We start from the raw sequence: 18,244 nt of genomic DNA on the forward strand, positions 1-18,244 counted from the left end.
TGCCCTATGGTAAAGAAATGGCAGGATGTAAGGGTTTATGGCGAATTACTGAGACATATCACAGGAATGTCGTTCGCATTCGAGTACGCTTTGCAATTCTGACCAACAGCCTTAAGTTCCTTAAAATGTCCGTAACCATTTTAATGCGCCATTACTTATCCATCAGTCATCTATCAGCCGCAGCATTGTTTGCCAGACAATGTCATGACATTGAGTCTGATGCTATAGCAACGCCAATTGATAGTAATGAACGTAGGCAACATAACGCATATGCCGTTTCGTCCATAATTGTGTCAACTGCATTCCTTGAAGCAACAATAAACGAACTTTTTTCTGATTGTGCAGATGCACATACTACAGGGGGGATTGCAGCGCTGCCAGCCAAAGACATCATGGGGCGTCTTTGGAAAATTGGTGTACCTCGGACGGCTTCTTATACAATACTTGAGAAGTATGAAATAGCTCTGGAGTTGAATAATAAGCCAGTTATCGATAAAGGTTGTAATCCATACCAAGACGTCAAACTATTAGTAGAACTACGAAATGCACTTATCCACTACGAGCCAGAAACATTCGTTAGCTATAACGGAAATGAATCACCAAAGCTTCATAAGTTTGAGAAACGTTTGACAGGAAAGTTTAGTATTAATCCACTAACAGGCGTTGGTAACCCTTTTTACCCTGATAAGCTTCTTGGATCGGGTTGTGCTCTATGGGCTGTTAAGACTGCAGTTGCATTTACAGATGAATTCTTCAAGAGGCTGGATGTCCCCGCCAATTATGACCATATTCGCCCCATATTTTCTAAGTAACTAATCTCAGTTGTCAGAAAAACATGGGACATACTATCTGTGGATTTATGACTACATGTCATATTGAATTTATTACCCATACAAAAGAGAGAAAAATAAATTATGTCGCAAGTTGAAAGTAAGCCACTGCAGAAATTAAGAAACAGAATTGAACAAGAGAAACAGAATCTTCAGATACTGGATGTTGCATTGCTTGGTGCACATAAAATATCTGCCAAGGAGTCCGGTTCATTAGCAAAAGTATTAGGTTACGATGAATCTAAATATGATCAACTTCATATTCCAGCAAACCAAAGCCCCAGACTCTTGGCGCAAGCAAAAAATGCCAATTACAAGGCTGCCATAATTAATCTTTATTCTTTGTGGACCGATTACATGAGGGGTATTCTTGCCCTTTTGTATGAAACAAACCCACATCAAATAGCTCAAAAATCACCCGGGGAAATAAAATACTCTGAAATTATCAGCCTAGGTGACTACGAGTCTATAAAAATGAAGATATGCGATAATGTTTTTAGAGCTTTAGAAAATGAAAGAAGCACAAGTAAATTGCTGGACAAGATCATAAGGCATACTAATATCAGCATTAAAAATGACATAAAAACCAATGCCTTAGCTTACTTGGAAATGCGCCATTTGTTTATACACAATTCAGGTCGCGTAGATGCTAAATTCAAAAAAAATTATGGTTCAGCAATAGACTGCACTATCGACTGGAAACTGCCAACAAGGTTTTTTATAGTTGAAAATGCCTTTAATGCAGTTATTTTATTATGCCAAGAGGTTGATAAATCATTGTTGTCTGGAAACTACATTAAATCACGAGCAGGTTAGTTATGACCATTTCTTTAGGTTCAAAGTTCAACTAGATATATATAATCTAGCGCTTATGGCCAATATGAAAACGGCGGGTCTCCCCGCCGTTTTCATTGTCCCCCGTCACACCGTCTCCGGCCGGTCCACATAGAAAGGCGCATCCTCGCCATCCAGGGCCAGCAGTTCCCCTTCCAGCTCGATCTCGATGGGCTTGTCGCTGAGGAAGTCCACCGCCTTCTTGGGGGACAAGCTGGCGCGGGGTACCGTCAGCAGGATGGATTCCCCACTGATCACGCTGCGCCCATCCAGGGTCAGCTTCGCCTTCACCTCCGGCTGCACGTTGCCGGCGATGCGGGTACCGGTGATGGCGTTATAGCTGGCGCTGACGGTCACGGGGCCGCCATCTGCCACCGCCCCCGCCTTGGTGGCCCGCAGCAGCCCCAGGGCATAGTTGATCTCAAAATCGGTGCCGAGCACCAAAGAGGTGGCCCCCTCCTTCACCACCAGGCCAGTGGCCGAGAGGTTGGTCTTGCCCAGGCTCACCCACTTGGGGTGCGCCAGCAGGGTCACCGGCACCTCGGTCAGCGTCCCCGCCCCCTGGTTGATGGGGCTTTCCAGCCCCATAAAGGCGGCGGCCAGCAACACCGGGGGGATCTCGCTGGTCTTGATATTGACCGTGGCAGGCTTGGCCACGAAGTAGCTTTCTCGCGCCTGACCCAGCTTGTGCTTGCGCTTGCTCGGGATGCTGATCTTCTCGCTGTCCGGTTTGACTTCCAGGCTGTTGACGTCCACCGGGCCGATCACCCCGTTCGAGACGTTGTTGGTGAAGGTCTCGATGTAGAGATCCCCTTCCAGGTGCAGTGTTTCGCTCATGACCGTTCTCCCTTGAATTTCACTGTCGTCTTGAAGGCAAGGGGCAGATAGACCACCCCACCCTTGTAACTCGGCTTGACCGGTGCGGTTTCACGCCGAAAGGTACTGTCACCGCAGACCCGACCGGCCACGGCCTGCAACATGCGCCCCAGCCACACCCCGGCGCTGGCCTCCTTGGGGGTGGCTCGATGTACCAACACCAGCAGCCAAACCTGATCGAACGCGCTTTGCCGCCCGCTTTGGCTGGTCTCGCTCTCTCGCTCTCCCTGGTAAATCACATGGATGGCCGGGGTGTGCTGCCCCAGGTTGGCCACCGCCTCCAGATCGGTGGCTACAAACACCTCCTTGAGCCCCCGGGTCTTCAAAGGCAGCAGCAGCTCGCGCAACCGCTCCCCCGCCGCCAGGTAGTCGAGTTCAGGCGTCGGCCCGTTCATAAGAAGCCCCCACTGCCCCGGCCAAACACCCGACCATCGGACTGCAACTGGGCCAGGTTCTGGCTCTCCACCTGCTCGCCGTCAGCCGCCAGCCCCAGCGCCAGCTCCCCCTTGCCCACCGACTTGAGGAAGGCCAGGGCCGCCTCATTGCGTTTGGCAATCTGCTCCGGCGCCTGCTCGCCATAGAGGCGGTGGCGGGCAATGTCGGCGCAGATGGGCACCAGGGCGCTCGGTACATGGGCCAGCGGCAGCGGGTATCGCCCCGCCAGGTAGCCGTCGATCAGGGCGCCGGCGTCCTGCAGTGCGATGGTGATGGCCGCACTGTCCAGCTCGCCGGCCGGGGTCATGGCGAGGCGCAACAGCTCCGCCTCGCCAAAGCGGGTCATCATGTCATTGACGCTGGCGTACATATCAGGCGTCCTCGGCCACGGGGTCGGTAGGCGGCTCAGTGGTGACGCCAGCCTCGTCCTTGACCGGGTATTGCACCTCGGTCGCCGCAATGGCTGCCGCCAGCTCGGCCTTCTTCATGCTGGCGGCCCCCGGGATCGCCATCTCCACGGCCAGTTCGCGCAGCTCCTCGACCTTCATCTCGGCCAACGGGGTGACCTTGCCATCTAGGGTGGCGACGCCCGCCAGATAGCCCGAGCCGGTCAGGCCGCCCACTGCTGGGTCCAGATCCCAGCCCGTCTGCGGTGCATCAGTCGTCGCAGGGGCGACGTCTTCACCCAGGCGGGTGACCACCAGGCGCGGATCGGCCTCCAGGGTCTCGCACTGCACAGGCGACACAGCCTGCTCAGACTTGCCAGGTGCAATCGCCAGGCCCGCGCGAAAATAGATCTGACGAACCGTTGATGTGATGCCAACTCGAATAGCCTGTTCCATCTCGTGTTCCATCTCATGTTTCCCTCTGTCTCGTTCAATCCAGGATCCGGTTTAAACGGGGGTTAAACGCCCACACTGCGCTCGCTTCACCCCGCCGTTAAACAGCTCGGTGTCGCTTACAGGTAGTCAGCCACCACCAGTTCCAGCTTGCCCTTGAGCTCGTTGCTGGAGCTGCTTTCCAGCTCGCGCTCCAGCATCTGGGTAGCCAACTTCTCAAGCGACGCCGGCACCACCAACAGGGTCGGCTTGATGCCGAGCTTGCGGCCACCGTCCGCCTGGAATTCCCGCATCCGGCTGTAGGCATCCCACAGGTTGTCGGGAGTCAGCGCCCGCTTGTTGGCGAACGCCAGCTGCCAGAAGCCGAAGCCGGCGGCATCGCGGCAGTCCACCCCGTAGCGGAACTCCTTGCGGGTGAACACCGCCTCGTCGTCGATCTTGGTCATGGCGATGAGCTCGGGGGACTTGCGATCCTGGAAGATGATCGGCTTGAGGGCGCGGCTGGTATCGAGCAGGAACCAGGGCTCGCCGGTATAGGCGCCATCCACCACCAGGTTGGCCACCAGCGCCGGGGTGCCGGTGCCATCGACCTTGGGATAGACCGGGTGATCGGTATCGAAGAAATACTGGGCGTCGTAGCAGGGTGTGGTGAAACCGGCGCCCAGCAAACCGAAGCAGAGCTCGTCGGGATGTACCCCGGCCGAGCGCCCCATCTCGGCGAACAGCGGGGCATAGATGCCCAACTCGTCGTCCGCGATATCGTTGCGATCGACGGCCACGGTGGCTTCGAAGTCTTCGTTGACGATCTGGTAACCGTGGGTCTTCATCGACTCGATCACCCGATCCCCGACCCACTTGCGCAAGCTCGGGAACTTGCCGAGCCAGCCATAGGTGTTGGACTTGGTGGTCGATTTGATCACGGTGGCGATCTTGGTGTACTGGGTCGGCGCCTCGCTCTTGGCGTCTTCAAAGTTCTTCTTGAAGCCGGTGAAGAGGGACTGCAGCAGCGCGGGTGTAATCATGGCCATGGTCTATTCCTTCTCTGGTTAAACGGAACTGCCTTCGCGTGAAACGGGGCTTGCTCAGGTCTTGGCCTTGGCAAAGTCCTCGTGACTGATGCCGAGCTGGTCGGCGGCGTACTTGTCCTCGGCCGAGAGCACGGCTTCCCCCTTTTTCTCAGGCAGGGTGACGCTGGAGGTCTGGCTCGCCGTGAGCGCGGCGATGGCCGGGCGCGGCTCCAGCAGGGCCTTGAGGGCGGCCACCCCCTTCTGGGCGGCGAAGGCGGTCAGGTACTCCTCTTCGGCCGCCACCACCTTGCCTGCGGTGCGGGCCTCCTTGATGAGGGTCACGGCATCGGTGGTGTCCACCTGGGCGGTCAATGCCGCCACCTGGGTGACCAGGGCGTTATAGGTCGCCACCGGCACGAATTGCGCCAGGTCAACCTGTGCTCCTTGTTGTACTGACGTCGTCTGTGCCTTGAGGGCAGCCAGAGCGGTCTTCTCGGCCGAGAGCGCGGCCTCCAGCTCCGGCGCCTTCTTGGCGCTGGCCTGCAGGCTGTCGAGCTCGGTGAGCGCCTTCTGCAGTTGCTCGTCGGTCGGGTCACCGGTCAGCTCGATACCGAGCTTGGCCAGCAGCTTTTTCAGCAGTTCATTCATGGAGTTCTCCTTGGTGAGGGTGGCCGGCTGGCCGGGTTGAATCAGTTGGGCACTCAAGGCCGCCAGCGCCTGCATGCCCACCACCCCGGGATCGTTGGTGATGGCGGTCATGCGCAGCTCCAGGGGGCGGCCCTGGGCGTCATAGGGGAAGACGGCAGAGAGGAATCGATACTCTTTGGCGGCGACCAGGGCGGCGGCCCGCTCGGTCCAGCGGGGTTTGATAAAGAGTCCCTCCCCCTCGCGCCACTCGATTTCGTCGCCGTTGTACCACCCGGCCGCCGGAGCGGGCTGGCCGTTCTGATCCACCTTGAGGGTCTGGTGGTCGTAGTCGATGAGGATGTCTTGACCGAGCGCCTTGGCCCGGTTGATCAGGGTAGTGGCGATGGTCTTGTCGAGCTGCCAGTGGCCACCAGGCACATCGAAGGGGCGGCCATCCCTGGCCTTGAACGGGCCCACCGGCAGCAGCTGGTGCCAACCGTCGTCGCTCGGGCCAAGCGCCGCATCGAGCACAGCCAGCCCCAGGGTTGTGGGTCTCGCGGTCAAGATGGCCACGGCAATCGCAGATGGGGGCATCACTCTCACTCCGGCTGGACATAGCAAAAATCAGTGGTGCCAGTGTCAGGGAGGAGTGCAAGGGGTGGGGTTTATGGTGGGTTAGTGCAGATCCAGGTAGAACGCTAAAACACGAGCGTTCCGGAGGGGATATTTGGACCTATAGAGCATGCTGGAAGCTACTTTACATACGACTAGATTACGGCTACAACTTGATTGCCGCTGTACCTTCAAGGGAGCGGTGCAAGGCTGATCCGGTTACCCCGGTCAGTACCCGTGCTGAGCCCCTAAAGGCCGACGGGACTTCAACTTAAACCGAAGTCCGTCCGGCCATAACCCAATCGATACCGTTACGGACTTCAATACATCACTGATTGAGGTTTCGTCTATGCGTTCCATCGCCAAACAACGCCACAAGGCAGCCGTTCGCCAATCCTTTCACTGCTTCTACTGCGGGTTCCCTATGTGGGAATCATCGCCTGCACCGCTGATTCGCCAGTACGGCCTAACCCCTACCGAAGCTCGCTCCCTGCAATGCACGGGGGAGCATCTTCATCCCAGAAGTGACGGAGGCTCGGATCATGCCAGCAATATCGTCGCAGCCTGCAAGCACTGCAACAGTACCCGCCACAGAACACCCAACGTGTTAAGCCCCGGCCAATACCAGAAGAAGGTACAAAAACAGATCGGCAAAGGGCGCTGGTTCTCTGAGAGCCTCATTCGCAAGGTAAAAGCCAAGGAGACAATGGCTGTTTAATGGTGTTTAAACGCGCTTTTGCCGTGTGAAGAGCGGACGGGCCATGCCATCGCACTGGCCCTGCCCCCGCAAACGCGCCCAGAGGCTTAGGGCGCGTCCGCCGTCAGATAGCCTTCCAGCGTCTCCAGCACGCTCTGCTGGTCTGTTTCCGACAGCCCCAGATAGGGGCGCTCGGGCAGGTTGATCTCGGGGCGGCCGAACTGGTGAGCGGCGCCGTATTCCAGCGGGGTACCGAAGTAGAGGGCCAGGGGATCGGCCTGATAGTTGAGGGTATCGCGCAGATCGTCGTTGAGGCGCAGCACCTCGTCGGCATGGCGTGGCTTGCGGGCGCGGTACTTGTCCGAGAGGGGGGCCCAGGGCTCCCCTTCCGGGGTCTCCTGCACATCCCAGCGATCCCGGTGGGAGAGCGCCAACCCCTCGCCGATATCCGCCAGAGGCTCGCTCAAGTCGCCGGTGCGCTGATAGAGCCGGGCCAGCAGCTCATGGGCATCAACCACCCCGTGGTGGCTGATGGCGATAAAGCTGCCCGCCATCAGACGTCATCCTCAAATGTGGTCATAAAGTGCAGTGCCTCCTCATCGGCCGCAGCCATGGCGGCGGCCCAGAGATCCCCCAGCAGGTCGGCCTCTTCGCCTTCGGCTTGTTCGCACAAGGCATCCAGCGCCTTGGCCTGTGCCAGGGTAAAGGGGCCATCTTCTGCCAGCAGGGCGCTGGCTTGCTCCAACAGGGTCATCCTTTCTCTCCTTTGCGGCTGGCGGTCGTGGCCTGGGCCAGCATGGCCTCCACCCGTTTGGCCAGTTCGGGGAAATGCGCCACCATGGCATCCCTCGCCAAGACCCAGGCGGCAAACGCCTCGGCGGCGGCCTCCATCCTGGTCTTGCCGGCATACTCAGTCAGCAGCCCCCCCCCCGTCAGGTCAGGCTCCCCGGCCCAGAAGTGAACCTGGTGGCCCAGCTCATGCAACCAGGTAGAAAGCCGCTGCGCAGATTCACCCTGCTTGCCGCCGACGTTGGCCGAGACGCTCCAGTGACGGCGCAGGGTCTCACCGCTGGTGCCTCTTGGCTGCCATTGGCGCGGACCGCTGTTGTGCCTGGCATCGGCCACCACCTCGGCCGCCGCCGCTTGCACCGCCTGCATATCCACCGCTTTGAGTGTATCACCAGCCTTCACTTTGATAACCAGATGGCCCCAGCCTTTGGCCGTAAAGCCATTGGTCGCGCTGGCCCGGCGCGTGTAATAGAGGGAGCGCACCAGGTAAGGGTCTGTGCCCAGGTACTCGGCAATGGCCGGCGCAACCTTGAGCCCTGCCGCCCCCTTGCCCATCTCGGTCTGCTTGATAAACAGGGTCTTGATTGGGTGCGCCTTGAGGAAGGCCGCCAAGGGCTCACGCTGGGGTGCGGGTAGCTGGGCCAGCAGATCGCTGACCCCCTGCGCCGTCACCCCCTTGGCCGTCGAAAACGCGCTCTCCACCAACCGCTGCGGCAAGCGGTTGGCCAGCGCGGGTTTCGCCGCCTCCCGCTTGGCCATCGCCTCGGTCAGGGCGGCGGGTGTCTTTGGCCGGTAATCAAAACCCGGATCGATGCCACGAGGGATCCGGTGTATCTCGCCGGTCGCCTTGTCCACCCACTCATAATTGCCGTCATCCGGTGCCTGGCCCACCGTCAACCCCCGACGTTTGAGATCCGCCTCGGAGAGCAGGAACTTCTTGCACTTGCAGCCATAGCCGTTGCTGGGGCTGTGGGTCTCCCACCAGGGATGGTCCACCGGCAGCACCAGGTTGTTCCACTTGAGATGCAGCTCCCTGGGGTGCTCGGAGTCGCCGTGGCGATAGAGGGCAAAGGGGCGCTTGTGCTTGATGCGCTCAATCTGGTCATCACGCCCGGCGTTGTAGCTCTGGCGCAGGTTGGTCTCGAAGATGACGCGAGAGCGCCAAGACGCCGGGCCGGTATGCTCCCAACCGTGGCGAGCCACGACCTCCTTGAACGCCTTCTGAAAGGCCCCGATGGATTGCCCTTCGCTTATCGCCTTGTCCACCGCCCCGCGCAGGTCCGCCAGCAAGTCCGTCTTGGTCGCCCCCGCCACCATAAAGGCGCGGTTCTGGGCATCCCGCCACACATCGGCCCAACGCTCGCTCGGCATATTCAGCTTCTGGCGAAAGAAGGCGATCGCCTCCTCGAACGGCAGACTGCCGTAACGAACGGGCATCAGTTGCCCTCCTCCATCTCCAGCATGCCGAGCAGTTCGCTTGCTGCAATGGCCTGGGTCAGCAGGGCCCCCAGTTCGTCATGACTGAGGTTGGGCTCCAGCGCCAGCAAGCCATCCCGGATCTCCTCCAGGGTGGTGGCCTGCATCACCAGTGCCTGGACGGCATCGGTCATGCCCGCCAGCAAGGGGGCGACCTCCGCCTGCAGCCTCGCCAGTTGGGCGTCGTTGTTATCACCCTGAACAGGATTCTTTGCCGCCAAGGCCGCCAACCCTTGCGCCCTGAGAGCCGCCTCCCCGGCCCCTGCCTGCTTATCGACGATGACCAGCACCTCTTCCCCTTCCTTGGGCGCCGGGATCTGCAGTTTGTCCCGCACCCACTGCGCCGGGATCTGCATCCCCATGCCCACCAGGGCCCGCAGTGGATAGGCCAGATCGCGCATGTCCTCGGGCTCGGTCACGTCGAATTCCAGGCGCGGGCAGCGGCGCGGCCCCTGGAAGCTCTTGCCGTTCAGGGCAAACAGCGGATAGACCAGATCCCGGGTCAGGGTAGCGGCGAGCTGGCGAAGGTCTGCATCCCGCACCTCCTGGCGCACCTCGTTGTGGACGTTGCCGAGCGCATGGGTCGAGCTCTTGCCGTCTGCCTGGCTGGTCAAGGTGCCGCCCAGGATGGCCTTGCTCATGGAGCGTTCGCACCAGTCCATCATCACCACAAAGGGATCGGCCTGACCGCTCGCCGCATTCTGGAACTCGATCTCCATCCCCCGGGGGATGATGCCGCCGGCGTTATGGCCGATGGAGAGCACCGCCTGCAGCAAGGTGGATTTCTCCTTCTCGGTGGCCCCTTCCGGGTATTTGCCCAGACGCACCGGCAGGCCGTAGATCTCCAGAAACTCGGCGAGATCCCGCACGCTGTAGTTCTTGAACAGGAAGGGCCAGACCAGGGTGCGGATAAGGCCGGTGCGGGCCAGATACCCCGATTTCGACTTGGCCTTGTGCATGATCCAGCCGAACGGATTGAGGGCCGCCCCCTCCTTGCTGCCGTCCCGCAGTCGCAAATGGTTCCAGTCATCCGGGTGGGTCTGGAACCAGGCGGGATCGCGCCAGACGATGCCCTTGGGGAGCTGCAACCCCTCCACCATCTCCCAGCCGCTGAACTCCTGGGCACTGAACCCCTTGAGCACCGCATCGGTGGCGTCAAAGATGGCATCATCCAACCAGGTGAAGTCCTCCAGCAGCTCGCGGATCATCTCGCAGTCGCGCTGCTCGGCGGGGGTCGCATTGCGGGGCGGCTCTATGGTCCAGCTCACCCCGAGCAGGGAGCGGCGCCGCTTGCCAAGCTCGCTCTGCAGATGGGCGTCCTTCTCTTCCATGTCTTCGGCCAGCTCGCACTGGGCGATGAGGCTCCCCTCCTCCGCCTCTTTGAGCGCAGCGGCCGCCTTGCCCGGGGTGAGCCCCACCGTGGGGTGTTCGCTGTAGTGGCGGCGCAGTTGGGCCAGCTTGGCGTCGTTTTCGGTTTGCGGCTCTTTCTGCAGGCGCAGCGAGTTACCATGAATGTCGATGAGTCCGGCCATTACCAACCCCCTCTCTCACTTTTGATAAGATCCCTCGTCCCGAGGGATGGGTGATAGTCGTCGTTGCTGTCGCGCCCGTGTTTACCAGGTAAGGGGGTGAACTCGATGGCGCCCCCCTCCATCCAGCTGGCCCGCACGGCCATGGCCAAGGCCACGGCAAAGTCGCCGTGGCGCTGCTGGCCGCCCTGGCCGGTGTTCTTGCCCTTGTCGATCTTGGGCACCCCGTTGATGACCTGGATTTTGCCGAGGTCGTCCTGCACGTCCGCATGGCGCGGGATCACCAGGTTGCCATCCTCAAACTCGGCCTTGAGCTTGGGCATCCACTCCCGATACCAGGGGTCATTTAGCATCACGCACTCGATCATGCTGGCGCCCCAGCGCAGCCGGGCAGCTTCTGCCAGATAGCCGCCGTTGCCGGTGGCATCGAAGGCGGCCGCCGTGAAGCGATGCAGCCCCAAGAGCAAGTAGAACAGGATCTGGCGCTGGGTCTCATAAGGGGCGTTCACCAGTTCCACCGCGAAGGGCACCCGTTTGCGCAGATTGGGCGCTATGGAGAGCGGGACGAACACCGAGAGATCCCCCTTGCGGGCGAAGTCCTCACCGAGCACATGGCGGCAACTGCGATCGAGCGCTTCCAGGCAGGGCTTGAGATTCTCCTCACACCAGATCTCCGCCACCGCCTTGCGGGTCTCCTCGCTTTGCAGCTCGAAGTCCGCAGGCGCGGTGAAACGCAGGATCGGAATATCTGGCTGCATGGCCCGCTCGATCAGGGTGCGCTTGATGTAGACGCCGCTGCTCTGCTTGGGCACGCAGAAATACTCCTCCAGCGCGTCTTCCTCGGTGGCGGTGTCTTTCAGCAGCCCCGCCTTCCAGGCATCCTCTGCTTCTTGAGACCAGGACATACCTTTGACCTGGCAGATGCGGCGATAGAGCCCCTGACCGCATGCGTCATCGAGCGTGATGGTGTGAATGGAGTAACGTTTCTTGCCGGCGCGGCTGTCACCGATCAGCTGGTTAAACAGGTTATCCACGCCATTGTGGGTACTGATGAGACGTACCTTGGCGCCCCACATGGTCAGCGCCAGCGCCGCTTTCAGCACCTCGGCCAGCCGGTCGTGGAAGGCGGCCTCGTCAATGGTGACATTGCCCTGCATCCCCCGCAGGTTGGAGGGGTTGCTGGAGAGCGCCTGCACCTTGAAGCCCGAGGCGAAATAGACCACGAAGGTGAGGATTGCCTTGTCCTCGTCGTCGGTGAACACCTCCTCCTGGATCTCACCGGCAGCCTTATTGAATGCCTTGGCCCACATGGCCACCGCATCGATAAACTCCCGGGCCATCTCCTTGTTGCTGCCCACATAAAAGTGGTGGCAACCGCCAGCTGGCTTAGATTTGGAAGCGGTGAGCGTGGCGTCGGCCGCCTCCGCCCAGGTGATCCCGGTACGACGGCTCTTCTCGGCGATCTTGAGCGGGCTCTCGTCGGCTATCCAAATCTTCTGGTACGGCAGTAGCACCTCGTCGGGGCTGTATTCAGTACCGAGGGTCTGGGCCAACTGCTGGGCGATAGGGGTCTGTACGATCGTGGTCATCAGACAATCCCCAGGATTTCGCGGCGTATCTCGGCGGCGGCTTCACCGCTCAAGCCCGCCTGGGTGACGATGGCCTCCGTCTTGGCGGCCACCTCCTCGGCAAAGGCCTGGCGGATCTCTTTCTCCCGCTTGTGGCTCTGCATGGCCGTGGATTCGAGGCGCTGGGCAGCCAACATGGCGTTTTTCAGCATGTCGATATCCACCGCCTCCTCCGGGTTCTGCACCTGGGCCAGCATCGCCTTGAACAACTGGGAGCGGCCGAGTTCCAGGATGAGCTTGGTGGTCTCCCCCATCGGCTTGTCACCGAGCTGGGAGGTCAGTGCCGCCGTGGTCTCCCGCAAATCCCGCAGGTGCTGGCCCACCTGCTCCACCTGACTGGCGTGGCGGCTGAGCCCTGAGCGGGAGAGCTTGAGATCATCGGGTAACCCTGCGCCCTCGATAAGACCATTGATCTCGTCCAGGATGGCGGCCTGGCTGTTGCCCTTGTCGCGCAGCATCTCGTTGAGGGCGTTGCGGATAGCTTCGGGCAGCAGCCACACCTTGCTGGCCCTGCCCCGGGTCGGTTTCTCGGCCATGGTCATCCTCCCTCAATCTTCGGCACGGGGCTTCTTGACGCCAGGCACGCTGGATCGCCCCTCGGCCACGTCCTGGCCTCGGCCGGTCAGGTGCGCCACCTGCACCTGGGCCAATTTCTCGATGCGTACCAGCCCCTGCTCTTCCAGCCAGGCCAGCAGGGTCTTGACCCGATCCCGGGACACCCGGCCGGTACCCAGCTGATCGAGGCAGTCATTGAGGATCGACTCATTGGCGGCGCCACCGATATCGAGCAGGGAACGCAAGATCACCAGGCGTTGCTGGGCGTCCAATATTCCTTGAATGCTCATGCTTTCTCCTTCTGTACCGCTGAGAGCTCGTTCTCCAGCAGCATGTCGGCGAGACGGCGGGCCTGGCGCAGCTCCGGCGCCAGTGCCCGCAGCTCGCCACGCAGTTCGCTGATCTCCAGTTGCAGGGTGTGCAGCTTCTTCTCGGTCGGCAGATCCGAAAGTTGCTGCTCGACCCTGGCCACCCTGGCGGCCAGGCCGGTGAGATCTTCCCGCTTGGCGTAGGTCTTGGAGAGCAGGATGATCACCACCAGGCCCACCAAGCTGGCCAACGCATAAAGCGGGCCCCAGTTCTTAACGATGAATTCCCACACGGATTGCCTCCTTGCGCTCGAATAGGGTCTGGCACTCGATGCAGCGCGGCGCATCGGGTTCGGCATGCAGCCGTGCAATCGGGATGGGCTCATCACAATCGCAACAGATGCCATCGCCACGGGGTTTGGGCCTTGCCCGGTGGGCGTCAATAAGGCGCCCGGTTCGCTCGGCATCAAGCTGCTGGGCGCGGTCTATGGGGTCGCTCAAGGGTGTCTCCTGCCCTGCTTGATGGCTTATTTGATGACGTGGGTCGCCTTGAGGCGCCCCCAGATGGCCAGCAGGCCGCCGATGGCACTGGCCAGATCCACGGCGGTGGAGACCAGGCTGGCTTGGGTACCGGCATCGATCGCTACGCCGAACAGGCCAGCGATACCGGCCCCCACGGCAATCACACCGCCGATGACGGCGCGACTCCTGAGCGCAGGCTTTGCTTGGGGCAACAGGGAATCAGGCATGATGGGCTTCCTTATGTTGGGTTGAGGTATGACGGGCACGGGCCCGCAGGCGATCCAGCTCGCCCACCGACCGCCAGCCCTGCTCGTACAGGGATTGGCGAGTGGCGTGATGGCTGTAGAGCGGGATCGTCTCCAGGTCCATGGAGGCGGGTTCGGCCAGATAGGCCTTCAGATGGGCACGGCGCCCATCCTTGAAGCAGGCGAGGTAACGGGGGTTCTTGAGTTCGGGGATGCCGAAATAGCCAGCGGCCTGGATCCCCTGCAACGCCTGGCGGCGCTTGTTGATGAGGCTAGGTTTGCTCATGCCGCCCCCTCCCCGAACCGGGTCGAGAGCAGGTAGCTCTGCAGGCGCAGCAGGCGGTTGCTCCAGCCGTGGGCATTGGCCCACTGGCTCGGGTCTTTGCGCACGATGCCGAGCATGAAGCCGGCGCGGATCTCAAGCAGCGTGAGCAGCAGGGCCCGGCCACCATCCCGGCCGGTCTTGGCGGCCAGCACCCGCAAGGTTTGCGAGCCCAGCACCCCATCGGCCATGACACCGAGCGCCTGCTGCAACTGGCGCACCGAACGACCAGGGCCGTGATGCACGGCGCCGTCGAACAGGGCGATGGCGATCAGCGGGCAGACGCTATCAACCCGATCGCAACGGGCGGGCAGCCAGTAGTTCGCTCGGTAAAACAACTGGGCATGGGCAGGGGTAGCATCACCGACTGCAATGTCTGGCCAGCCATCGCGATCAAGATCGAGCATGCCGTCTTTCTTGCCGTCAGCAGCATCGGCCATGCCGAACTTGGTGTGGCCTCCACGGTCGGCCGGGTGGTTGACCTCCCCCCCTTCCACATCGGGACGGAGCAACCAGGCAAGCGCTATGGGATAGGTATCAGGCAACATAAAAGGCCCCTCGATTAACTGCGTTATCGCAGCGTACCGAGGGGCCTTAATGGGGCGGGTTTATGATGGGTTACATGAAAATTAACTACCTAACTGTTTTAACTCTGAATTGAGACATTCTTAAGCGACAATTTGCTTAGCTCTCTTTTCGTCCAAAAAGAAACTTGCCTACATACCAAATAGATCGCCCAAAATTGTGAATAAGTTGCTCACCTTGTATTAAAAAAGAATTGTCTTCATCAATACCAGCAAGCTTGATTGCATCTGTGATTTTTGAGCCAGTCGGATGTGCATCACCGACGCGCATATCATAGACACCAGCAATTTCAGCAAAAACTTGACGAGCCTTATCTGCTCCAATTTTCTGGGAAAGAATATCTTGCAGAAGCTTGTTTGAGCCAAGCTTATCTTTGTCTGCATGGGTAGCAATTTTTCGAAGGTCACGGACGTTTAGTCGATCCGAAAAGACGCGAACAAGGTCTTTTGCCAATCTGAGTAACGAGGCTTGATCTTTGCTATGGAAGCGAGATATCTGCTGCATTGTAGATTCATCATCGATATCGTGACTGAACAACTCAATCCCAAACTTATCACGGAAGCCTTGTTCTAGCATTCGCATACTAGCAAAAAACAATTCCTCAACCGCATGTGTAGACGCAGGCTCAGCCTTAACTTGCGCCATCAGCAACTCTGGTGAAACCTTGCCCTCTGGCGCAACGTTGTTCGCAGCCCAGACATGTTGTTCCCAAGCCGCGAGACGGGCAATGTCGTAGGCATAGACTGTTATCAAATCTGCAGAATTGATGCCAAAGTGGGTAGCGTAGCCAGAGGTAGAACAAATCTTACCTGTCTCCGCCGTACACCATCTCAAGGCAAAGCCGCGGTGGCCTAGAAGGTCAGTCACAACACTTGAACGAAACCAAAGCCATCGGCCAATATCTTCATTATTTAGTTCAGAAGATGCCATGCGTTTGCCATCAGTCTCAACTATGAACTGAGGGAGATTAGTGTCGGTATCACCACGAACACGCACACTATGAGCTTGGTGATCAATCCATTCATCTCGCCAAAATTCACCCTCAACTCGGACTCCCTCATATCCACCGCGCTCTCCTGTCGAGCTTTCATGGCCAGTGTTATGATCATTTTCTGGCCCCATCACTGGCGCGTCTTCATCTTCGTCAACATCTGTACGCCAAGCACGAAATATCGCCCAACTGCCTCCGAACACATCATTGATGTTACTAATTCGGAGCTCAAATCGACCGCTGTCCCGTTCCTCTTTGTGTGCTTTTAGATCTGCGTATTCACTGCCTTCAAGAAATGGCACATTTTCCACTCTTTGGCGATAATAAGAGAGTCGAAGTGAAAGGTTCCTAGCAGCCAAATAATCAATGAGGAACTCTCGTTTAATTTCTATCAAACGATGCTCACCATTTTTATCAAAATGCTCTCGTGCTACAACAACGAAATCCTCTTCAGGTCTAACCCAATTAGTTCCATCTTTTATCAAGTGGAGCGCAACCACTAAGTCTGGATTTAGTATCCATTGTTTTCCACCAACAACCGGTTGTGGATGCTCGAATACAAGATTTACGCCTATTGGCTCTTTATCGTTGTATTGATATTGGTCAATGGTGGCGTAATATCCATCTTCGTAAGCATAGGGGGCTACTGTATGTCCTATCCCGATATCACTCCAGCCTAGGCGCTCCTCAACTAATTTTCTATGTTCTGGTGGAAACGCGACAGAACCACAACCAAAATATTCGCTAGTATAGCCAATTCCTTTAACATCCCCTTTCTCGTCATTTTGGGATGCCCTTAATGGGACCCAAGTCGAGTTAGAGAATACTCTGCGGGTTTCTTTTTTTTGGAGAATCCACTCTTCATTCATGGTTAATCTTCCACCATCAGCATGTTACAACTCCGTTTCGTGTTACATCACCATTTTCAGACTGAAGAAGATCGTCTATCCACGGCAGCTGCATCTCGAATAGCCTGAATTTACGATTTTGTTTTAGCAATAAATCCACAATGAATCAATGGGTTATTTATGAGACAGGCGATCATAAACGTACCTCTAAAGACGGATATAAAAAGACCCCACCAAAGCGGGGTCTTTCGTGATGGTTAGAACAATTCCGACTGCATTCGTCGCCGAGTTAGCTGCCGCTGCTCTGCCACCACCGCATAGGTCTGCGGCACCGAGAGACCGTGCTTGCGAGCCAGTTGGTCGATATTGCGGCCATTGAACTCATCCCAGATGGCTCTGTCCCGCAGCGCAGCTTTAAGGTGATCCCCGGTCGGAATGTAGTAGGCCCGCCCGCCCATATAGTGGGCCTGCACCAGTGCCAACTTGCGGGCCTGGGCCAAGGCCTTATCTGCCGCCATCCCGCCGCGCCCAAGCTCACAGGCGAGCACATCGACCAGCTCGGCCAGCGCCTTGGGCCACTTAGCGGTGAGCTCGGCCGCCGGGATTTGATCCAGTCGGTCCACCAGTTGCCCCAAGGATTCATGGTCATCGGCGAACAGGTCCAGATTCTCTTGGCTGCTATCCATGTTGCACCTCCGCCTGCATCTGCTCGAAGGCCGTCACAACGGCCTGATAGCCCGCCACCCGCCCGGTCTTCTCATTGATGGGGACAGTTTTCTTGGCCGCCTGCAACGCCTTGACCATCTCCCGCTTATGCCAGTGCTTGAGGGACTCCAGCACCGGATAAGCCAACGCCTCGCTGAGCCAGGCCACCTCGGCCACACCCACCCCGTTATTGATTCGCACCGTCTGACGCTCCACATAGTGATTGAGCGCCGTCTCGCTGCCATTACGCAGCAGGCCGTGTTTGGCCATTGTGATCCAGATAGCCCTGATCACCCCTATCTCGGCCGTCCGAACCTGGGTGCCACTGGCCGGGCTTAAACGTTTCTGCTTGACCCCGTTTACACCACGTTTAACGGTCGGTTTAAACCCCGCCCCCTTCATGGCCAGCAGCACCTTGTCCAACTCCTGGAGCGTCAGATCTGCCGCAGAGCGCTTGCCACTCTGCTGGGCCAGTAGCTCTCGATAGGTTTCTTCATCCAGCTCCAGGGAGCGGCGGCCCACCTGTACCAACCGGATCAAGCGGGTGCGTTCATTGCTTGCTGTCATGACTTCTCCCCACTTTTGCCACCCAGATTTGACCGGCAGGCACATCGTTTCCATTGCGCCACTCAGGGCAATGACTATCGAGCCACTGCTCGGCACCTTGCTGGTTCAAGGGGCCAAACTTCATCACATAGGCCAGCAGAGCCTGCCAATTAGACGCAGCCATGACTGACCTCTGCTGCTCTGGCTTGCTGCAGTTCCGCTACCAGTTGCCAGCGCATCTGGCTGGCCTCTCCTGCCAGGGCAAACAACCCTTGGGCACGAGCCTCTCTATCAAACTGCTTGAGCTGTCTGCACACAGCCCGTTTATCAGGGGTCGCCTGTGCAATGGCGGCCGCGCTGAATATCTTGGTAAGCCGAATATCCATCTCTGTTTTGGTCATCGCCGTGCTCCTTGTTCGAGGCGGTGAAGACCTGGGC

Annotated in this window: 26 protein-coding genes; 3 read left to right on the top strand and 23 right to left on the bottom strand. The window is 58.7% G+C overall.

Features of this window, described 5'->3' with window-relative positions:
• The first annotated feature begins 17 nt into the window (after positions 1-17).
• Together AB5Y70_RS04385 and AB5Y70_RS04390 are read left to right on the top strand one after the other, a co-directional pair.
• Positions 18-812 carry a hypothetical protein gene (locus AB5Y70_RS04385; RefSeq protein ID WP_368175945.1) on the top strand — a complete coding sequence of 265 codons (795 nt, stop codon included), beginning with the start codon at positions 18-20 and terminating at the stop codon, positions 810-812.
• Between the two features lie 102 nt (positions 813-914).
• Positions 915-1,646, top strand: coding sequence for a hypothetical protein (locus AB5Y70_RS04390; protein ID WP_368175946.1), 732 nt, complete (start codon positions 915-917; stop codon positions 1,644-1,646).
• Between the two features lie 105 nt (positions 1,647-1,751).
• On the opposite strand, the gene AB5Y70_RS04395 is transcribed toward AB5Y70_RS04390, so the two are convergent.
• From AB5Y70_RS04395 to AB5Y70_RS04420, 6 genes are all read right to left on the bottom strand, one after another.
• Entirely contained in the window at positions 1,752-2,501 is a 750-nt protein-coding gene (locus AB5Y70_RS04395) for a hypothetical protein (protein WP_180898558.1), read from the bottom strand.
• Entirely contained in the window at positions 2,498-2,935 is a 438-nt protein-coding gene (locus AB5Y70_RS04400) for a hypothetical protein (RefSeq protein ID WP_323921620.1), read from the bottom strand. The genes AB5Y70_RS04395 and AB5Y70_RS04400 overlap by 4 nt, the downstream gene beginning before the upstream one ends.
• Complete coding sequence (locus tag AB5Y70_RS04405) at positions 2,932-3,345, bottom strand: phage protein Gp36 family protein (protein ID WP_323921619.1); 414 nt, start codon at positions 3,343-3,345, stop codon at positions 2,932-2,934. The genes AB5Y70_RS04400 and AB5Y70_RS04405 overlap by 4 nt, the downstream gene beginning before the upstream one ends.
• A 1-nt stretch (position 3,346) precedes the next feature.
• Complete coding sequence (locus AB5Y70_RS04410) at positions 3,347-3,721, bottom strand: Rho termination factor N-terminal domain-containing protein (protein WP_368175947.1); 375 nt, start codon at positions 3,719-3,721, stop codon at positions 3,347-3,349.
• A 212-nt stretch (positions 3,722-3,933) separates the two neighbouring features.
• Positions 3,934-4,842 carry a Mu-like prophage major head subunit gpT family protein gene (locus AB5Y70_RS04415; RefSeq protein WP_128296919.1) on the bottom strand — a complete coding sequence of 303 codons (909 nt, stop codon included), beginning with the start codon at positions 4,840-4,842 and terminating at the stop codon, positions 3,934-3,936.
• A 54-nt stretch (positions 4,843-4,896) separates the two neighbouring features.
• On the bottom strand, positions 4,897-6,042 hold the full coding sequence (locus AB5Y70_RS04420) for a phage protease (protein WP_368175948.1): 1,146 nt from the start codon (positions 6,040-6,042) through the stop codon (positions 4,897-4,899).
• 367 nt (positions 6,043-6,409) lie between these two features.
• Between AB5Y70_RS04420 and AB5Y70_RS04425 the strand changes: the two genes are divergently transcribed.
• Positions 6,410-6,778, top strand: coding sequence for an HNH endonuclease (locus AB5Y70_RS04425; RefSeq protein ID WP_368175949.1), 369 nt, complete (start codon positions 6,410-6,412; stop codon positions 6,776-6,778).
• A gap of 86 nt (positions 6,779-6,864) precedes the next feature.
• On the opposite strand, the gene AB5Y70_RS04430 is transcribed toward AB5Y70_RS04425, so the two are convergent.
• From AB5Y70_RS04430 to AB5Y70_RS04510, 17 genes are all read right to left on the bottom strand, one after another.
• Positions 6,865-7,311 (bottom strand): phage virion morphogenesis protein, encoded by a 447-nt coding sequence (locus AB5Y70_RS04430; RefSeq protein WP_341722553.1) that lies wholly within the window; start codon positions 7,309-7,311, stop codon positions 6,865-6,867.
• On the bottom strand, positions 7,311-7,511 hold the full coding sequence (locus tag AB5Y70_RS04435; protein ID WP_010674009.1) for a hypothetical protein: 201 nt from the start codon (positions 7,509-7,511) through the stop codon (positions 7,311-7,313). Before AB5Y70_RS04435 ends, AB5Y70_RS04430 begins: the two co-directional genes overlap by 1 nt.
• On the bottom strand, positions 7,508-8,983 hold the full coding sequence (locus AB5Y70_RS04440; protein WP_368175950.1) for a phage minor head protein: 1,476 nt from the start codon (positions 8,981-8,983) through the stop codon (positions 7,508-7,510). The genes AB5Y70_RS04435 and AB5Y70_RS04440 overlap by 4 nt, the downstream gene beginning before the upstream one ends.
• Positions 8,983-10,554, bottom strand: a complete 1,572-nt coding sequence (locus AB5Y70_RS04445) for a DUF935 domain-containing protein (protein WP_341722551.1) — start codon at positions 10,552-10,554, stop codon at positions 8,983-8,985. The genes AB5Y70_RS04440 and AB5Y70_RS04445 overlap by 1 nt, the downstream gene beginning before the upstream one ends.
• Positions 10,554-12,140, bottom strand: coding sequence for a hypothetical protein (locus tag AB5Y70_RS04450; protein ID WP_368175951.1), 1,587 nt, complete (start codon positions 12,138-12,140; stop codon positions 10,554-10,556). The genes AB5Y70_RS04445 and AB5Y70_RS04450 overlap by 1 nt, the downstream gene beginning before the upstream one ends.
• Positions 12,140-12,715 (bottom strand): DUF3486 family protein, encoded by a 576-nt coding sequence (locus AB5Y70_RS04455; RefSeq protein WP_290433647.1) that lies wholly within the window; start codon positions 12,713-12,715, stop codon positions 12,140-12,142. The genes AB5Y70_RS04450 and AB5Y70_RS04455 overlap by 1 nt, the downstream gene beginning before the upstream one ends.
• A 12-nt stretch (positions 12,716-12,727) precedes the next feature.
• Positions 12,728-13,024: an ArsR family transcriptional regulator gene (locus tag AB5Y70_RS04460; RefSeq protein ID WP_180898576.1), complete on the bottom strand. Its 297-nt coding sequence runs from the start codon at positions 13,022-13,024 to the stop codon at positions 12,728-12,730.
• The gene (locus tag AB5Y70_RS04465; RefSeq protein WP_290433646.1) at positions 13,021-13,335 is read right to left on the bottom strand and encodes a DUF2730 family protein; all 315 of its coding nucleotides are present in this window, start codon (positions 13,333-13,335) and stop codon (positions 13,021-13,023) included. The genes AB5Y70_RS04460 and AB5Y70_RS04465 overlap by 4 nt, the downstream gene beginning before the upstream one ends.
• Positions 13,316-13,543: a TraR/DksA C4-type zinc finger protein gene (locus tag AB5Y70_RS04470; protein ID WP_010674003.1), complete on the bottom strand. Its 228-nt coding sequence runs from the start codon at positions 13,541-13,543 to the stop codon at positions 13,316-13,318. The genes AB5Y70_RS04465 and AB5Y70_RS04470 overlap by 20 nt, the downstream gene beginning before the upstream one ends.
• Before the next feature lie 26 nt (positions 13,544-13,569).
• Entirely contained in the window at positions 13,570-13,791 is a 222-nt protein-coding gene (locus AB5Y70_RS04475) for a hypothetical protein (protein WP_182953915.1), read from the bottom strand.
• Positions 13,784-14,095, bottom strand: a complete 312-nt coding sequence (locus AB5Y70_RS04480; protein ID WP_182953920.1) for a hypothetical protein — start codon at positions 14,093-14,095, stop codon at positions 13,784-13,786. Before AB5Y70_RS04480 ends, AB5Y70_RS04475 begins: the two co-directional genes overlap by 8 nt.
• Positions 14,092-14,679 carry a glycoside hydrolase family 108 protein gene (locus AB5Y70_RS04485; protein WP_368175952.1) on the bottom strand — a complete coding sequence of 196 codons (588 nt, stop codon included), beginning with the start codon at positions 14,677-14,679 and terminating at the stop codon, positions 14,092-14,094. The genes AB5Y70_RS04480 and AB5Y70_RS04485 overlap by 4 nt, the downstream gene beginning before the upstream one ends.
• A gap of 136 nt (positions 14,680-14,815) precedes the next feature.
• A complete protein-coding gene (locus AB5Y70_RS04490) occupies positions 14,816-16,576 on the bottom strand; it encodes a hypothetical protein (RefSeq protein WP_368175953.1) in 1,761 nt (586 codons plus the stop codon).
• A 236-nt stretch (positions 16,577-16,812) separates the two neighbouring features.
• The gene (locus tag AB5Y70_RS04495) at positions 16,813-17,241 is read right to left on the bottom strand and encodes a Mor transcription activator family protein (protein ID WP_368175954.1); all 429 of its coding nucleotides are present in this window, start codon (positions 17,239-17,241) and stop codon (positions 16,813-16,815) included.
• Positions 17,234-17,827: a gp16 family protein gene (locus tag AB5Y70_RS04500; protein WP_368175955.1), complete on the bottom strand. Its 594-nt coding sequence runs from the start codon at positions 17,825-17,827 to the stop codon at positions 17,234-17,236. The genes AB5Y70_RS04495 and AB5Y70_RS04500 overlap by 8 nt, the downstream gene beginning before the upstream one ends.
• The gene (locus tag AB5Y70_RS04505) at positions 17,811-17,990 is read right to left on the bottom strand and encodes a hypothetical protein (protein WP_216944065.1); all 180 of its coding nucleotides are present in this window, start codon (positions 17,988-17,990) and stop codon (positions 17,811-17,813) included. Before AB5Y70_RS04505 ends, AB5Y70_RS04500 begins: the two co-directional genes overlap by 17 nt.
• On the bottom strand, positions 17,977-18,207 hold the full coding sequence (locus tag AB5Y70_RS04510) for a hypothetical protein (protein ID WP_124813036.1): 231 nt from the start codon (positions 18,205-18,207) through the stop codon (positions 17,977-17,979). Before AB5Y70_RS04510 ends, AB5Y70_RS04505 begins: the two co-directional genes overlap by 14 nt.
• Between the last annotated feature and the right edge of the window lie 37 nt (positions 18,208-18,244).

Origin of the sequence: Aeromonas sp. s1(2024), assembly GCF_040908005.1 — a bacterium.
GTDB lineage: Bacteria > Pseudomonadota > Gammaproteobacteria > Enterobacterales > Aeromonadaceae > Aeromonas > Aeromonas caviae.

What these genes read in the sequence shown, in the direction of transcription:
- AB5Y70_RS04400 (WP_323921620.1), bottom strand. Translation starts at nt 2,935, where the DNA reads ATGAACGGGCCGACGCCTGAACTCGACTACCTGGCGGCGGGGGAGCGG.
- AB5Y70_RS04385 (WP_368175945.1), top strand. Translation starts at nt 18, where the DNA reads ATGGCAGGATGTAAGGGTTTATGGCGAATTACTGAGACATATCACAGG.
- AB5Y70_RS04425 (WP_368175949.1), top strand. Translation starts at nt 6,410, where the DNA reads ATGCGTTCCATCGCCAAACAACGCCACAAGGCAGCCGTTCGCCAATCC.
- AB5Y70_RS04485 (WP_368175952.1), bottom strand. Translation starts at nt 14,679, where the DNA reads ATGTTGCCTGATACCTATCCCATAGCGCTTGCCTGGTTGCTCCGTCCC.
- AB5Y70_RS04455 (WP_290433647.1), bottom strand. Translation starts at nt 12,715, where the DNA reads ATGGCCGAGAAACCGACCCGGGGCAGGGCCAGCAAGGTGTGGCTGCTG.
- AB5Y70_RS04435 (WP_010674009.1), bottom strand. Translation starts at nt 7,511, where the DNA reads ATGACCCTGTTGGAGCAAGCCAGCGCCCTGCTGGCAGAAGATGGCCCC.
- AB5Y70_RS04420 (WP_368175948.1), bottom strand. Translation starts at nt 6,042, where the DNA reads ATGCCCCCATCTGCGATTGCCGTGGCCATCTTGACCGCGAGACCCACA.
- AB5Y70_RS04450 (WP_368175951.1), bottom strand. Translation starts at nt 12,140, where the DNA reads ATGACCACGATCGTACAGACCCCTATCGCCCAGCAGTTGGCCCAGACC.
- AB5Y70_RS04395 (WP_180898558.1), bottom strand. Translation starts at nt 2,501, where the DNA reads ATGAGCGAAACACTGCACCTGGAAGGGGATCTCTACATCGAGACCTTC.
- AB5Y70_RS04390 (WP_368175946.1), top strand. Translation starts at nt 915, where the DNA reads ATGTCGCAAGTTGAAAGTAAGCCACTGCAGAAATTAAGAAACAGAATT.
- AB5Y70_RS04505 (WP_216944065.1), bottom strand. Translation starts at nt 17,990, where the DNA reads ATGGCTGCGTCTAATTGGCAGGCTCTGCTGGCCTATGTGATGAAGTTT.
- AB5Y70_RS04495 (WP_368175954.1), bottom strand. Translation starts at nt 17,241, where the DNA reads ATGGATAGCAGCCAAGAGAATCTGGACCTGTTCGCCGATGACCATGAA.
- AB5Y70_RS04475 (WP_182953915.1), bottom strand. Translation starts at nt 13,791, where the DNA reads ATGCCTGATTCCCTGTTGCCCCAAGCAAAGCCTGCGCTCAGGAGTCGC.
- AB5Y70_RS04460 (WP_180898576.1), bottom strand. Translation starts at nt 13,024, where the DNA reads ATGAGCATTCAAGGAATATTGGACGCCCAGCAACGCCTGGTGATCTTG.
- AB5Y70_RS04415 (WP_128296919.1), bottom strand. Translation starts at nt 4,842, where the DNA reads ATGGCCATGATTACACCCGCGCTGCTGCAGTCCCTCTTCACCGGCTTC.
- AB5Y70_RS04490 (WP_368175953.1), bottom strand. Translation starts at nt 16,576, where the DNA reads ATGAATGAAGAGTGGATTCTCCAAAAAAAAGAAACCCGCAGAGTATTC.
- AB5Y70_RS04440 (WP_368175950.1), bottom strand. Translation starts at nt 8,983, where the DNA reads ATGCCCGTTCGTTACGGCAGTCTGCCGTTCGAGGAGGCGATCGCCTTC.
- AB5Y70_RS04405 (WP_323921619.1), bottom strand. Translation starts at nt 3,345, where the DNA reads ATGTACGCCAGCGTCAATGACATGATGACCCGCTTTGGCGAGGCGGAG.
- AB5Y70_RS04500 (WP_368175955.1), bottom strand. Translation starts at nt 17,827, where the DNA reads ATGACAGCAAGCAATGAACGCACCCGCTTGATCCGGTTGGTACAGGTG.
- AB5Y70_RS04445 (WP_341722551.1), bottom strand. Translation starts at nt 10,554, where the DNA reads ATGGCCGGACTCATCGACATTCATGGTAACTCGCTGCGCCTGCAGAAA.
- AB5Y70_RS04510 (WP_124813036.1), bottom strand. Translation starts at nt 18,207, where the DNA reads ATGACCAAAACAGAGATGGATATTCGGCTTACCAAGATATTCAGCGCG.
- AB5Y70_RS04480 (WP_182953920.1), bottom strand. Translation starts at nt 14,095, where the DNA reads ATGAGCAAACCTAGCCTCATCAACAAGCGCCGCCAGGCGTTGCAGGGG.
- AB5Y70_RS04430 (WP_341722553.1), bottom strand. Translation starts at nt 7,311, where the DNA reads ATGGCGGGCAGCTTTATCGCCATCAGCCACCACGGGGTGGTTGATGCC.